We start from the raw sequence: 13,953 nt of genomic DNA on the forward strand, positions 1-13,953 counted from the left end.
GGGATCTGGGTCGCCGCAGCGGTCATCGCTGCAGTGAATTGTCCCTGATCCCGAGCTTTGATCCAACGTCTGACCGTGTTGTGCCCAAGGCTGTTCTCCCGCAGCAACCGCGTCTTGGCACCCCGCTCGACGGCCTGATCCCAGGCCTGCAAAAACTCGATCTTATAAGCGACGGTCATGGACCGCCTGCCCGTTGTGGTACGACCCACTGGCTCACTGAGCATCACATACTCCGATTCCCCACACCGGTCACCAGGTGTCTCACAAACATCCTGGCAACCGGCGTATTTGTGGCTCGTCTTCGTATTTCTGGCTCGCCTGCTGGGTGGGGCTGGGGTCAGGGGGTGGGCGCCGGTGCTGCGGGCGGTGCTTCTTCTGTTGCCGGGGCCGGGGTCACCGATTCAGGGGCCGCCGAAGGGGGTGGCACCGGTACGGTCGAGGCACCGTTTTTGTCGGCCTCGGTGGCAAGTCTGGCCTTCACCGAATCATCGGTCAGGATATCGATGTTCGAGACCAGCCACTTGTCCCCGGACTTCTCCATCGAATACTCCAGCCGACTGGCCTCGATCGACACCAGATCCTTGCCACCCTTGGTGACGGACTGATTCATGAAGATCAGGATCAGCGCTGTGTCCTGGGTGGAGTTGACCACCCCGGCCTCCTGGATGGTCACCTCAGATTTGACCTGCTGATCTTTCACCGCGACAACAAGATTCGCGTTGGTGATGATCTCGTCGTATTCCTTCTGCGCCGCGCCGGTGAGCAGTGTTTTCGTCTGCTCCACCTGCTGCGCGACGTTGTCCGGCTCATACCCGAACATCATTGTCGCCGCATGTGTTCCGGCTTCGAGCGACTCACCCCGGGCATCTTCGGTCAGCTTGGTGTCGCGGTAGTGCAGACCGGTAATTGTCGTGATGACCACGCCGGCAACAAGAATCACAACGGTCAGCACAGAGACCGTCCACCACCAGAATTTTCTCGACATGTCTACGTCACCCACTCGAAGTTGGTCAGCTTGAGTTGCCCGTTGATCCGGGTGATCTCGAGCTTCCAGCGGAAGGTTTGCAACACGGTTTGCTGCTCGGCGACGTTGGGCTGGTTCATCTCCCAGCTCGACACCAGGATCACCGTTCCGGCATTGGGATCACTTTCGGTGACGGCCTCCGAGATGACGGTTCCCTTGGTGGAGACGTTCTCGGACTTGATCATGTTGACCGTCTGCGCCATCGACTGACTGGTCTGCTCCATGGCCTTGCCGCTGGTGCTGTCCTGAAAGGTCTTGATGGCGCCGTCGATGTTCTCTGCGTTCAGAGTTGTCAGGTTGGTGATCATCTGACTCGCGAACGCCGAATACTCGGCGCGTTGGTCGTTGGTCTCGTCGATCTCGTTGGTCCCCTTGATGAACAAGACGGAGGCGACGACCATGCCCGAGATCAGGCCGATGGCGACGACCGCCGCCAGGACGACGCCCAGTCCACGCAGGTTGCCCCGCGTGCGGGGCGAACGACTCGTATCTGCCGGATCCTTGTCCCCCGCGCTGCCCCGACGTTTCCTCTTCCTGCGCAGATCCGTCGTGCGCCCACCACCGCGCCGATCGCGATAAGACACCCCGCGCGACACCGACGCCGTTCCGAACGACTGCACCGCGGTGTCGGAGTCGATCCCGCCGGTTTCGCCGGCGTCGGACGCGGCGATCTCCGGTTCGGCCTTGTCGAGCGTCACCGGTGGATCCACCGGCGCGACAGCGGTCGCCTTCGCCTTCGGCTTGCGGCCCAGCGGAGCCGACTTCACCGGTGTGCCGGCGGCTTTGCGGGCCTTGCCACTCGGTGCGCTGATACTCGCCGACGACTCGGACGCCGGGGCGGCGACTTCTTGCGGTGGGCCCGCCGGGCGGCTGGCCCGGCGACGTTGCGGTTTCTGTGGTGTCGGTTTCTGGTCGGTTGGTGTCTGGGCCGTCACTGAACGGTCCCCGTGATCAGGCTCTGCCATTGACTCTTGTCTTTCCTCTTTTCCCCGCTACCACCTGTACCAGATGTCCCGGACGACGCCGCGGTTCCGGCGTTGTAGGTCTTGCCGTCCGGACCGATGTAGTCACCACTGACAGGGTCGTAGCTGGTGGCGTAGACGGCGGGACTGCCGTCGTCCGCGCCGGGTGTGCCGGACGTCAAAAAGCCTTGTGGCAGATCAACTCCCGGAAGCCCGTTCGGGAAGGGCACGTTCTCGCCGATCGGCACGTAGCCGGTTCGGCATTCGGCCGGGGTCGAAGCCCGGCGGCCCGGTATCTCCACGCACGGGAAGTTGCGGGTTCCGCGGACCGCGACATTGGAGTCCTGCGGCACGCGGCACAACAAACCGGGTGGAAGATCGCGAGGGGTCTGTACATCCGCACCACGATCCGGTGTGAAGGGCATGAAGCCGACGGTGCAGGTGCCCGGATCCTGGAACCCCAGCGCGAAGTCGACGTTGGCACCTTTGCGGTAGTCCTCGCTGTTGAGTGCGGTGATCAACGAAGCGATCAGGCGGGGGTAGATCACCACAATCTGTTGCAGGTTGGGATGGTAGATCGCCAACGTCCGGGAAACGGTGTTGAGATTGGAAAACAGTAACGGCAGTGACTGATTCATCGAGGCGAATAGTTCTTGGCTCTGCTGCGCGACCCCCGGCCCCTTGTCCAGAATCCCCTGAATCTGAGGGTCGTTGGCCCGGAGCTGATCGGTGACCTGGGACAGATTTGCCGTCCACGCGCGGATGTCACCGACCGTGGCCGTCTGCGTCTCGAGCAGTGGAGCCGCCTGGTCGATGAGCTTGACGATGGCCTCGGAGTTCTCGTTGGCGTCCCCCACGAGGAGGGTCATCGAATCGAGAAGTCGTTGCAGATCTTCACCGGTGCCGTTGAACGCGTTGAACGCCTCGTTCATCAGTCGGCGCAATTTCGTGTCCTGAATCTCTGTGAGCAGCGCATCGGCCTGATCGAGCAGTGTCCCGACCTCGACGGGTACCGTCCCGTTCTCGACCACCGCCCCGTCTTCCAGATTGCCGGTGGATGGCGTCTCGGGGTCGGGTGTGAACTCGACGTACTGCTCACCGACGGCGGAGACGCTGCGGACGGCAGCCGTCGAATTGTTCGGGATCTCGGTGTCACTGTTGATCGACAGGGTTGCCACGACACCGGTTTCGGTCAGTGCCACCGACTGGACCTTGCCGACATCCACACCCCGGTAGCTGACATTGCCGTTCTGATAGAGACCGCCGGTACTGGGCAGACCCACCTTGACCGTGTACTCACCGATCCCGACCATGCTGGGAACCCGGATATAGAAGACGGCCACGGCGACGATCGAGATGACCGTGATGATGGAGAAGATGATCAACTGCATGCGGACAAACGGTGTGATGCTCATGAGCCTCCCTCCGCGTTCGGCATCGGTGAGGGCAGACCGTTGTCGACCGGTACCTCGGAGGTCAGCGGACCGGTGAACGGATCGCTGCCATGGCCGGCTGCTCCGGCCGGAGCCCCGAGCATTCCTTCGGGGCCGTAGAGCTGACTCGGCCCGCCGAGGCTGGCCAGCGCACCACGCTGCAGACGCCCGAACGTCAGGTCGAGGTTGATCTCACCGTTGAGGTAGTCGCCGCGGACAACCTGCGGGATGACCTCCTCGGCGAACGGGAACGTCAGCAGGATGCCCAGCGACTGGGTCAGGGCCGGCCCGGTGGACTGCAATTGGTCGAGCACCGGGACCAGATTGCTGACAATCACCGTGATGTCTTCCGAATTCGCTTGCAGAATGTCATCGGTGGTGCGGCTCAGGGTGCTCAGCGACGCCAGAGCGTTGGTGAACTGAACCCGTTGATCCACCAGCAATGTCAGGATCTTCGGGGCGTCGGCCAGCGCCTTCTCCACCACCGGCGTCTGCGCGTTGATGTTCGCGGTCAACCGGTCCAGCCCTTCCATGGCGAGAATGATGTTGTCCCGCTGCCCGTTCAGCTCGGCGACCAACGTGTTGAGGCGCGGAATCAACTTTTGCAGCACGTCTTCGCGCCCGGCCATCGAGTTGTTGAGCTCGGTGACGATGTCGCCGACCTGGGCCAGTCCACCGCCGTTGAGGACCACCGACAGGGAGCTGAGTACCTGCTCGGTGGTCGGGTAGGTGCACTCGGACACCTGTTGTGCGGAGTTGATATCGGGGATCGGCTCCTGGTTCTGCGGCTCCACGATGTTCGACTGCTCCGGACAGCTGGCGGCCGGGATCTCATCGCCCGGCTGCAGGGTGCCCGCATCGGCGTTCTCCGGCTGAACGATCTCCAGATGTAGCGAACCCAGCACGCTGGTCATCCCGACCATCACATGCGAGCCGACCGGAACCTGTGTTCCCTCGTTCAGCCGCAGCGTCAACTGTGCTTTCCAGTCCTTCACCGAGATGGTGCCGACGCTGCCCACGGTGGCGTCGTCGATCATCACGGGAGCGTTCTGAACCAGGTTGGCGGCGTTGGGAATTGTGGTTGTCAGTTCGTAGGATCCGGAACCTGTCCCGTCGGCGCCGGGTATCGGCATCGAGTTGAGTCCGTCGAATCCACAACCTGACGCCACCAGCGCGGTACTGACTGCGGCAACCCCGATCATGTTGCGGGCAAAGGCCTTTCGACTCCACGTTTCGCTCATCAGCCCTCGCCTCCGAACGGCACCAGCAGCTGTGCCAAACCAGGGTTGGCGTACTTGGACCGGGTCGCGGCGTCCTGATCGCGAATACCCTGCTGCGCCCGCGCTTTCACATCCGCATTCTGGTACGTGATCTGGTCCGGCGTGGCGATGATGCCCGACACCGGATTGGTCAGGAACGGCGGATAGTTCATACCGATCGTCCCGAAGATCGGGCCCAGGACGTCAACGCATTGTTCGACGAGGTCTTCCTGTTTCGGCCGGGCGGCGCCCGCCATCGTGCCACAGAGGAGGCTGACCAGGTTGCCGCCCATACCGAGACCGAAGATGCCCGACAACGAACCTTGCAACGGGTTGTAGATGTTGTAGAAGTTCGACAGCTGGGTCGGACCCGAATGCAGCAGGCCGCGAATCTGTTCGTCTTTCTGGGCAAGCACATTGGTGGCATCGGCAAGCTGCGCGACCGAGTCACTGAGCGTTGCCCCGTTGGTGTTGATGAACGTCTGGACGTCGCTCAGCGCCGTGTCCAGGTTGGTCAACGCACCGCCCAGACTGTCGGTGTTGTCGGCCAGGACCTGACTCACCGACGCGATCCGACCATTGAACTGCACCAGTTGCTCGTGGCTCTGCGAGAGCGCCTCGGTCAGTGTCTGAAGGTTGCGGATCGACCGGAAGAGGTTGTCGCGGTTGCCCGCGAGCGTGGTGGTGACATCCGACAGCTGCTGGATGGACTGACGGATCGCGGTGCCGTTGCCGTTGAGGTTCTCATCGAAGACGTCGACCGCGCGCGCCACCGATCCGGGGTCGGCGCCCTTCGGCCCGACTGCCTCGGACAGCCGGCTCAGCTCTGCCTTGATCTCATCCCACTCCACGGGAACAGCCGTGCGCTCCGTGGGGATGTCCCCTCCACCGCCGAGGGTCGGACCCCCTTCATAGACCGGGGTCAACTGGACAAACCGTCCCGACACCAAGGACTGCGCGACCACGATCGCCTGGACATCGTCGGGCAGCTTCCGGTCGCGATCGACCTTCAGTTCGACCCGGACATCGTTGTCCCGCGGGGTGATCGACCCCACCGAGCCGACGTTGACCCCCAGGATCGTCACCGCGTCACCCTCATACAGTGCATTCACGCTCGGGAAGTACGCGGTGTAGGTCTTGTAGTTGACCTTCTGATAGCCGTAGTAGACGGCTCCGATCGCAACCACGGCCACGACGATGATCGCGATGGCCTGCCAGAACCTCTTGCCCAATTTTCCCATCGCCATCACCCGGTCGGTCCGCTCGGATACGAAGGAGCCGGCGCCGGCACGTTCGAGTCGGGTGAGTGCTCCATGTCGGGGCGCACGATGATCGTCGGTGGGATCTTGAACGCGTACTTGGTGAACGCCTCGAAGGCTTCTGGATACTTCTGCTGGAAGACCCGCATGAAAATCGCGGTGTAGTCACCGAACGTGGTGAGACCGACCAGCGACGAGAAGTACGGCCCGCTGGAGACCGCTTCACCCAACACGTTGGCGTAGGGCCCGAGTTCGTCCAGGGTCACCGCGAGATTCTCCTGGTTGTCCTGCAGAATCGCGAGCACTCCGTTCAGCTGTTCGAGCACTGGTGTGAGCTGCGCATTGTTGTTGTCGATGAACAGGCTGATCTGCGCGGTGACGGCTTCGGTACCGGTGATCAACTGCCCCAGCGCGACCCGGCGGGCCTGGACCTCCCCGAGCAGGGAGTTCGCGTCGACGAGCAAGGTGTTGATCTGTCCGCTGCGCCTCGCCACCACATCGGTGACGCTGCCCGCGCGGTTGAGCAATTGTGACAATGACTCGTCACGATCAGCAATCGCCTTGGACAACCGGGCCACCCCGTCGACGGCGGACCGGACCGAGTCCGGCGTGTGGGAGAAGGTGTCCGACAAGGTGTTGAGCGCGGCGTTGAGCTGATCGGTGTCGGTTTGCTCAATCGTGTCGGTGGCGCCTTCGAGGGCGTCGGTCAGCGAGTAAGGCGCCACGGTCCGCTCCACCGTGTCCCCTGGCATCAGCTTTCCGGTGCCCTCGGGAACAAGTGTCAGATTGCGGCGGCCCAGAACGGTCTCCGTCTTGATGATGGCCGTGCTGGCGTCGCCGACGCGGACCGTGTCGGCCATGTTGAACGTGACCTTCGCCTTGGTGCCGTTGTCGGTGTCAGCCAGCGAGATGCCCTGAACAGTACCGACATTCACGCCTGCGACAACCACGATGTCACCAGTGGCAAGACCGCCGGCATCGTCAAAGAGTGCGGTGTAGACGCTGCCGTTCGACAGGAACGGGAGCTTGTCCATCTGCAGGGCCACGATGACCACCAGTGCGGCGATCACCACACCGATGAAACCCACTCGGGCACGGTCGGGTTCGCCGCGCTTCTTCCGCCTGGCCTCCTCGGCTTGGTCGCTCGCGGTTCGCTCACCTTTGAACAGTGCAGCCATCACAGCGGATTACACCTCCCTCCGGGGTTGGTGTTCGGTCCGGTGGCATCAACAGACCGCCAGATGATCTCCTGCCCGTCGGGGCCGGTGAAGATCAGGTTGACCTGGCAGAGCCAGATCTGCAGCCAGGCACCGTAACTGCCGAGATTGGACAGGGCCTTGAAATCGGACGGCAGACGGCCGAGCAGGCCACGTACGTAGGCCTCACTTTTGAGTACCTCTTGTGACACCTGCCCGGTGGCAGTGATGAGCGACTGCAGATCGGACTGGTTCTCGGACAGTACGCCATTGAGGTCGTTGGTCAGTTCGGAGGTGTTGGTGATGGCTTCACCGATCACGCTTCGCTGCGAATCGAGTCCCGAAATCAGCTTCTGCAGCTGATCGAGCGACGTGTCCAACCCTTCGTCATCGGCCTCGATTGTGCCCAATGTGGTGTTCAGGTTGTCGATGACCTCCCCGATCAGCTGATCGCGATCGGCCAGTGAATCCGTGAAAGTCGCCGTGTTCTCGAGCAATTCGTTCAACGCCGGACCCTGCCCCTGGAACACCTTGACCAGGGACGCGGAGAGTTCGTTGACCTCTTTCGGATCGAGTGTCCGGAACAGCGGCTTGAAACCACCGAGGAGGTTGTCGAGATCCAGCGCCGGTTCCGTCTGCGTGACGGGAATCGATCCGTCGTCCTTCAACAGCTCGGCCGGGTCACCCGTGCCCTCTTGTAGTTCGAGATACCGGTCGCCGGTGAGGTTCTCGTAGCGGATCAGCGCCTTCACCGAGGAAGGTAGCCGGTACTTCTCATTCACGTCGAACTCGACGACGGCCTTGTTGTCGGGGTTCAGTCCCACTGAACCGACTTTGCCGACCTCGACGCCGGCGATACGAACCTTGCTGCCGGACTTCAATTGCGAGGCGCTGGTGAATGTTGCCTTGTAGCCGTAGCTCGAACCACTGCGGTACTGGCTGAAAACGACCACCAGGACGACGAAAATCAGCAGCATCACCACGGCGAACGACCCGAGTTTGATGACGGTGGCGCGAAACGCGCGCTCTCTGGATACTGCCATCTCACACCTCCCGTTCCCTACCTGTTGACGGCTGCAAGCCTGTTGCCGATCGACTGATGAACCGGTGTTCCTTATCCACGCGGCACCGGACCGAACATCACATCAAAAATTTTGGACGGATCGAGCTTGGCGGTGGTTCTCGGCTGATACGGAACCGCCGCGTTGTCACCGACGTAGAAACCGGCGTGCTCACGCGAACTCGGATCGCTGAGCCCGTACTCACAGGTGGGTGGGCCGTCCATGTTCACCCTCGGCAGATCCTCGGGGTAGCGATACGGCTCCTTGCCGGGAAGCACGCCCGCATTGAGGTGCACCCGGGCGTCATCGATACCGAACACCGGCAGCGCCTTCTGTCCGGCACTTGCGGTGGCCGTGATGAAGCAGGCCAGACCCGGGGCCTGATAGCCGAGCAGTGTTGCGGTCGGGTTCAGATTCGCCAGAGTCGAGATGATGTCGGCCTTCGCCGGTGCGATGACACCGTTGATGGTGTCGGCCATCCCGGTCACGTTCACGAGCAGCGCGTCGAGATCGGAGGAGTTGTCCACCAACGTATTACCGGTGACTGTGAAGTTGTCGACGATCCTCAGCAGGTCGGGCATCACGTCGGCGTAGACATTGGTGACCTCCGCTGTCCCCTCGATGTCCCGGCCGAGTTCGTCGAGATGCGGTTCGACCTTGCCCAGCAGCTCCGACAGATCGGCGAAACCCTGACCGATCTGATCACCACGGCCGGCCAACGCGGTGTCGATCGCACTGATCGTGGCGTTGAGCTTTTCGGGCTGGACCGCGGCCAGCACGTCGACCAGACGCTGATAAATCGTGTTCAGTTCGACCTCGACGTGATCGGCCGCGATCGTCGACCCGCTGTGCAGCGTCTGGTCGCTGGGATCCTCGGGGATCTCGAGGTTGACCGACTTGGCGCCGAAAACGGTGTTCGACTTGATTTCTGCGTTGACGTTGGCCGGGACGTACTCGAGCTGGTCCGGATTCATGTCCAGCACCAGCGTCACACCGTCCGACGACTCGGTGATCTCACCGACGCGACCGACCACGACACCACGCAACCGGACCTTGGCGTCCGGACTCATCACCAGGCCGGCCCGATCGGCGGTCAGTGTCACCGGCACGGTGGAAGCGAAGGAGCCAAGGAACTGCAGGGATGCCAGCGCACACGCCAATATCAGCGACAGCACCAACACGGTGGCCGCGATCTTCTTCGCCCAAGCGGGGCGTTCGGTTTTCTGTGACATGACCTACCCCGAGAGGTTGAACTTTCCGTCGACGCCGTAAATGGCCAGTGAGAGCAGCAGTGTGATCACGACAACCACCACCAGCGAGGCTCGCACCGCGTTGCCGACGGCGATACCCACACCAACCGGGCCACCCGAGGCGTTGTACCCGTAGTAGGTGTGGATCATCATGACCGCCACCGCCATACAGATCGCCTGCACAAACGACCACAGGATGTCGGTGGGGATGAGGAACGTCGAGAAGTAGTGGTCGTACACACCCGGCGACTGGCCGTAGAGGAAGGTCGTCGCGAAACGACTGGCCAGGAACGAGGCCACCGACGCGAGTGAGTACAGCGGAATGATCGCGATCAGACCGGCCACGATCCGGGTGCTGACGAGATAGGGAATGGACTTGATCGCCATCGCCTCGAGCGCGTCGATCTCTTCACTGACGCGCATTGCGCCGAGCTGTGCCGTCGCACCGGCGCCGATCGTTGCCGCCAAGCCGATTCCGGCGATGACCGGCACCGCGATTCGGACGTTGATGAATGCCGCGAAAAATCCGGTGAGCGATTCGACACCGATGTTCGACAGCGAGCTGTAGCCCTGAACGGCGATGGTGCCGCCGGTGAAGAGCGTGAGGAAACCGACCACGACCACGGTGCCGCCGATGACGGCGAGCGCTCCCGAGCCCATGCTGATCTCGGCGATCAGCCGCAGCGTTTCCTTCTTGTACGCCCGCATCGCGCGGGGGATGTTGATGAGGCTGTCCCAGTAGAAGAATGCCTGGTCGCCGATGCCGTCCCAGCCGGAATTGGCACGTCTCAACGCGTTGCGCGTTGCGCGTAGCCGGACTGTGTGAGGAAGGATCATCTGCGCTTACCCTGCAGTCGCTTTGAGGCCGACCGCGGTGACCACAACATTCACGACGAACAGCGCCATGAACGAATAGACCACGGTCTCGTTGACGGCATCGCCGACGCCCTTGGCGCCACCGGCCACGTGCAGACCGCGATAGCAGCCGACCAGGCCCGCGGCGAGGCCGAACAGTGCGGCCTTCACCATCGAGATCATCAATTCGGGAAAGCCGGTCAGCAGAGTCAGGTTTGAGATGAAGGCGCCCGGGTTCACGTCCTGCAGGTACACCGAGAACACGAAGCCACCACCGATACCGATGGTGCACACCAGGCTGTTGAGGAGGATCGCGACGAGGGTCGAGGCGATGACGCGGGGTACGACGAGGCGGTGGATGGGATCGATGCCGAGGACCTGCAAGGCGTCGATCTCTTCACGGATGGTGCGGGCACCGAGGTCGGCACAGATGGCGGTTGCTCCGGCACCGGCGACGATCAGCACCGTGACGATCGGGCCGATCTGGGTGATGGTGCCCAACGCGGCGCCGGCGCCCGAGAGGTCCTGGGCACCGAGCTCGCGCAGCAGGATGTTGAGCGTGAAGCTGACGAGGACTGTGAACGGGATGGCGACCAGGACGGTCGGGACCATCGACACCCGCGCGATCGCCCACGACTGTTCGATCGTCTCTCGCCACTGAAACGGCGCCCGGAAGAGCTCGCGTGCGGCGCTGACGCTCATGGCGACAAAATCTCCGACGCTCTCAAACGGGCCTGCCAGTCTGCGGTTCACCAACTCTCCTTCAGCAAAAGATTTCCCCCGGACCCGACTGAGCTGTCTGATCATAACGTGTTCTAGTTGTGAATTTGGCGATTCCCACTACTTGCCAACAGGAACTTTCCACTTGAGACGTCCCCCTTGCAAGTTCCATATTGGAACACGTTCTACCTATGGCCATGCCACCTCGCTCCCCAACGGAGGCCTGCCAGTTTGACCGCGAACCTATCACACGTCCAGTTCACAAAATGGGTGTAATCGACATGGACACACAGGTGTCGAAATCGTTATCCGAACAGGGCTTTACCAGCAGAAAACGTGTCGGCGGGATCGCGGCCGACGAAGTATTCGGCCAGGCTCTTGGTGAGGTCGCCGCGATCCCAGGCATCACCGCCGGCAACGAAGTCCTGCTCCACCGTCGGCGGCGCCATCAACGTGACCTTGGGTCCGTAGACCACGAACACCTGTCCGTTCACGCCATCGGACTCCGGGCCCGCCAGGAACTGCACCAGGGTGACGACGTGATCGGTGGACAGCGGATCAACCGCTCCCTCGGGGGCATCCCCGAAGGTGCCCTCGGTCATCGCCGTCCGGGCCCGCGGGCAGATCGCGTTCGAACGCACACCATAGGCGGCCAGGCCGCGTGCGGCGGTCAACGTCAACGAGGTGATCCCCGCCTTGGCCGCGCCATAATTCGCCTGACCCACCGGACCGGACAGCCCCGCCTCGCTGGACGTGTTGATCAACCGGCCGAACACCGGCCCGCCGGCGGCCTTCGACTGCGACCGCCAGTACGCCGCCGCGTTCCGGCACATCAGGAAATGTCCGCGCAGATGAACCCGGATCACCAGGTCCCAGTCGTCGTCGGACATGTTGAAAAGCATCTTGTCGCGGACCAGGCCCGCGTTGTTCATCACCACATGCAGTCCGCCGTGTTGTTCGGTCGCGACTCGCATGATCTCGGTGGTGGTGGCCGCGTCGGAGATGTCGCCGGCCACGGGCACACCCACACCGCCGGCAGCCTCGATCTCGGCGAGCACATCGCTACGGTCGAGCGCACCGGCGAGGTCGTTGACGATCACCGTGGCGCCGAGGGCACCCAGTCCGATCGCCTCCGCCCGGCCGAGTCCCGCTCCGGCACCGGTAACCACTGCCACCCGGCCTGCCAGGTCGGCCCCGGCCCCCGGATCTTGCTCGACATTCGAATTCGCGCCCACAGATCCTCCACTCGATGTCACCAAACCGGCAAGGCCTGGGGCCCACGCCGGGTGCGTCGAGTCCAATGTAGAACGTGTTCTCGATTTGGGGCAACTATCGGGTCTGCGAACTCAGGTTCCGATATCCGGTGCGCCAGACTCGGCACACCGGATATCGCACGTCACTCCTCGACGGACAATGCCGACTTGGGGCAACTGCTGACCACCTGACGCATCTCCTCGCGCCGCTCTTCAGGAACGTCCTCTTTCAATATGACCAGGTAGTCGTCGTCATCGAGATCGAAGACATCCGGTGCCATGCCCACGCAGACACCGTTGGACTCACACAGGTCGAAATCAGCCTTGATCTTCATCGCCACGAGCTTCCTTCCCTTGCCGCCTGAGCGGCCCCAGTATTGACGGACACCAACCAACACGTTAGAACGTGTTATAGAAGGGCTGCGACCGGAACCCCGGACATGACCCCGTCAAGCCACCCGAAACCCTGGAGCACCGATGCGCATCGCTTACACGGACCAGCAGCAAGAGCTACGGCGCGAACTCCGGGCGTACTTCTCCCATTTGATCACGCCGGAACGCCGATTGGCACTGTCTTCCACCAGTGGAGAGGTCGGCGAAGGCAACGTCTATCGCGAGGTCGTGAGTCAGATGGGCCGCGACGGCTGGCTCGCACTCGGCTGGCCGAAAGAGTACGGCGGCCAGGAGCGGTCGATGATGGATCAGCTGATCTTCACCGACGAGGCAGCCATCGCCGGAGCACCCGTCCCGTTCCTCACGATCAACTCGGTGGCGCCGACGATCATGCATTTCGGCACCGAGGCGCAGAAGGCAAAGTACTTGCCCGCCATCGCATCCGGTGACGTCCACTTCGCGATCGGCTATTCCGAACCGGGTGCCGGCACCGACCTGGCGTCGCTGCGGACCTCCGCGGTCCGCGACGGCGACGACTTCGTCATCAACGGCCAGAAGATGTGGACCAGTCTGATCCAGTACGCCGACTACATCTGGCTTGCCTGCCGCACCGATCAGGAGGCGAAGAAACACAAGGGCATCTCGATGCTGATCGTGCCCACCGACGTCGAGGGCTTCTCGTATACGCCGGTGCACACGATGTCGAGCGTCGACACCAGCGCCACCTACTACCAGGACGTACGGGTGCCGGCCGATTCGTTGGTGGGTGAATTGAACGGCGGCTGGCCACTGGTCACCAACCAGCTCAACAACGAACGCGTCTCGCTGTGTAGCGCCGCTCCGATCCAGACCGCATTGCGCGAAACGATCGAGTGGGCCCAGAACACCAAGGATGCCCGCGGTGGGCGGGTCATCGATTCCGAATGGGTCCAGATGAATCTGGCCAAGGTCCACGCCAAGGTCGAGTTCCTGAAGTTGATCAACTGGAACATCGCGTCTGAGGCGACCGGCGGTGGATCACCGTCGCCTGCCGATGCATCGGCGACCAAGGTGTTCGGCACCGAGTTCGCCACCGAGGCCTACCGGCTCCTGATGGAGGTTCTCGGACCGGCGGCCACCCTGCGGCCGGGCAGCCCGGGCGTCCACCTGCGGGGCCGTCTCGAACGCTTTCACCGATCATCGCTGATCCTGACCTTCGGCGGCGGTACCAACGAAGTCCAGCGGGACATCATCGCGATGCTCGCCCTGGGCCAACCCCCCGCCCGCCGCTGACTCGAGGACAAGGAAC

At 62.6% G+C, this 13,953-nt stretch carries 13 protein-coding genes; 1 reads left to right on the plus strand and 12 read right to left on the minus strand.

Annotated features, from left to right (window positions below; all coding sequences use genetic code 11):
• Window positions 1–337: 337 nt before the first annotated feature.
• The 12 genes from H290_RS0106390 to H290_RS0106445 all read right to left on the minus strand — a co-directional run bounded on the left by H290_RS0106390 (window position 338) and on the right by H290_RS0106445 (window position 12,607).
• Entirely contained in the window at window positions 338–985 is a 648-nt protein-coding gene (locus H290_RS0106390) for a hypothetical protein (RefSeq protein WP_020105947.1), read from the minus strand.
• A 2-nt stretch (window positions 986–987) separates the two neighbouring features.
• Window positions 988–1,959, minus strand: a complete 972-nt coding sequence (locus H290_RS30110; RefSeq protein ID WP_020105948.1) for a hypothetical protein — start codon at window positions 1,957–1,959, stop codon at window positions 988–990.
• Window positions 1,956–3,401: an MCE family protein gene (locus tag H290_RS0106400; RefSeq protein ID WP_020105949.1), complete on the minus strand. Its 1,446-nt coding sequence runs from the start codon at window positions 3,399–3,401 to the stop codon at window positions 1,956–1,958. The genes H290_RS30110 and H290_RS0106400 overlap by 4 nt, the downstream gene beginning before the upstream one ends.
• On the minus strand, window positions 3,398–4,660 hold the full coding sequence (locus H290_RS0106405; RefSeq protein ID WP_020105950.1) for an MCE family protein: 1,263 nt from the start codon (window positions 4,658–4,660) through the stop codon (window positions 3,398–3,400). Before H290_RS0106405 ends, H290_RS0106400 begins: the two co-directional genes overlap by 4 nt.
• Window positions 4,660–5,925 carry an MCE family protein gene (locus H290_RS0106410; protein WP_020105951.1) on the minus strand — a complete coding sequence of 422 codons (1,266 nt, stop codon included), beginning with the start codon at window positions 5,923–5,925 and terminating at the stop codon, window positions 4,660–4,662. The genes H290_RS0106405 and H290_RS0106410 overlap by 1 nt, the downstream gene beginning before the upstream one ends.
• Window positions 5,925–7,115, minus strand: coding sequence for an MCE family protein (locus H290_RS0106415; protein ID WP_020105952.1), 1,191 nt, complete (start codon window positions 7,113–7,115; stop codon window positions 5,925–5,927). Before H290_RS0106415 ends, H290_RS0106410 begins: the two co-directional genes overlap by 1 nt.
• On the minus strand, window positions 7,115–8,176 hold the full coding sequence (locus H290_RS0106420) for an MCE family protein (RefSeq protein ID WP_020105953.1): 1,062 nt from the start codon (window positions 8,174–8,176) through the stop codon (window positions 7,115–7,117). Before H290_RS0106420 ends, H290_RS0106415 begins: the two co-directional genes overlap by 1 nt.
• A gap of 71 nt (window positions 8,177–8,247) precedes the next feature.
• The gene (locus H290_RS0106425; protein ID WP_020105954.1) at window positions 8,248–9,426 is read right to left on the minus strand and encodes an MCE family protein; all 1,179 of its coding nucleotides are present in this window, start codon (window positions 9,424–9,426) and stop codon (window positions 8,248–8,250) included.
• Between the two features lie 3 nt (window positions 9,427–9,429).
• A complete protein-coding gene (locus H290_RS0106430) occupies window positions 9,430–10,281 on the minus strand; it encodes an ABC transporter permease (RefSeq protein ID WP_020105955.1) in 852 nt (283 codons plus the stop codon).
• Between the two features lie 6 nt (window positions 10,282–10,287).
• Window positions 10,288–11,052 carry an ABC transporter permease gene (locus H290_RS0106435; RefSeq protein ID WP_028462873.1) on the minus strand — a complete coding sequence of 255 codons (765 nt, stop codon included), beginning with the start codon at window positions 11,050–11,052 and terminating at the stop codon, window positions 10,288–10,290.
• A gap of 272 nt (window positions 11,053–11,324) precedes the next feature.
• The gene (locus H290_RS0106440; RefSeq protein ID WP_020105957.1) at window positions 11,325–12,254 is read right to left on the minus strand and encodes a 3-oxoacyl-ACP reductase; all 930 of its coding nucleotides are present in this window, start codon (window positions 12,252–12,254) and stop codon (window positions 11,325–11,327) included.
• Window positions 12,255–12,415: 161 nt separating this feature from the next.
• A complete protein-coding gene (locus H290_RS0106445) occupies window positions 12,416–12,607 on the minus strand; it encodes a ferredoxin (RefSeq protein WP_028462875.1) in 192 nt (63 codons plus the stop codon).
• Window positions 12,608–12,749: 142 nt separating this feature from the next.
• Here H290_RS0106445 and H290_RS0106450 point away from each other — a divergent pair, with 142 nt between their 5' ends.
• Complete coding sequence (locus H290_RS0106450) at window positions 12,750–13,937, plus strand: acyl-CoA dehydrogenase family protein (RefSeq protein ID WP_020105959.1); 1,188 nt, start codon at window positions 12,750–12,752, stop codon at window positions 13,935–13,937.
• Window positions 13,938–13,953 lie beyond the last annotated feature (16 nt).

The organism is Nocardia sp. 348MFTsu5.1 (assembly GCF_000383535.1).
GTDB classification, from domain to species: domain Bacteria; phylum Actinomycetota; class Actinomycetes; order Mycobacteriales; family Mycobacteriaceae; genus Williamsia; species Williamsia faeni.

Bases quoted from the DNA above. Each gene is read 5' to 3' on its own strand.
- H290_RS0106390 (WP_020105947.1), bottom strand. From the start codon at position 985: ATGTCGAGAAAATTCTGGTGGTGGACGGTCTCTGTGCTGACCGTTGTG.
- H290_RS0106400 (WP_020105949.1), bottom strand. From the start codon at position 3,401: ATGAGCATCACACCGTTTGTCCGCATGCAGTTGATCATCTTCTCCATC.
- H290_RS0106450 (WP_020105959.1), top strand. From the start codon at position 12,750: ATGCGCATCGCTTACACGGACCAGCAGCAAGAGCTACGGCGCGAACTC.
- H290_RS0106410 (WP_020105951.1), bottom strand. From the start codon at position 5,925: ATGGCGATGGGAAAATTGGGCAAGAGGTTCTGGCAGGCCATCGCGATC.
- H290_RS0106425 (WP_020105954.1), bottom strand. From the start codon at position 9,426: ATGTCACAGAAAACCGAACGCCCCGCTTGGGCGAAGAAGATCGCGGCC.
- H290_RS0106415 (WP_020105952.1), bottom strand. From the start codon at position 7,115: ATGGCTGCACTGTTCAAAGGTGAGCGAACCGCGAGCGACCAAGCCGAG.
- H290_RS0106405 (WP_020105950.1), bottom strand. From the start codon at position 4,660: ATGAGCGAAACGTGGAGTCGAAAGGCCTTTGCCCGCAACATGATCGGG.
- H290_RS0106445 (WP_028462875.1), bottom strand. From the start codon at position 12,607: ATGAAGATCAAGGCTGATTTCGACCTGTGTGAGTCCAACGGTGTCTGC.
- H290_RS0106420 (WP_020105953.1), bottom strand. From the start codon at position 8,176: ATGGCAGTATCCAGAGAGCGCGCGTTTCGCGCCACCGTCATCAAACTC.
- H290_RS0106430 (WP_020105955.1), bottom strand. From the start codon at position 10,281: ATGATCCTTCCTCACACAGTCCGGCTACGCGCAACGCGCAACGCGTTG.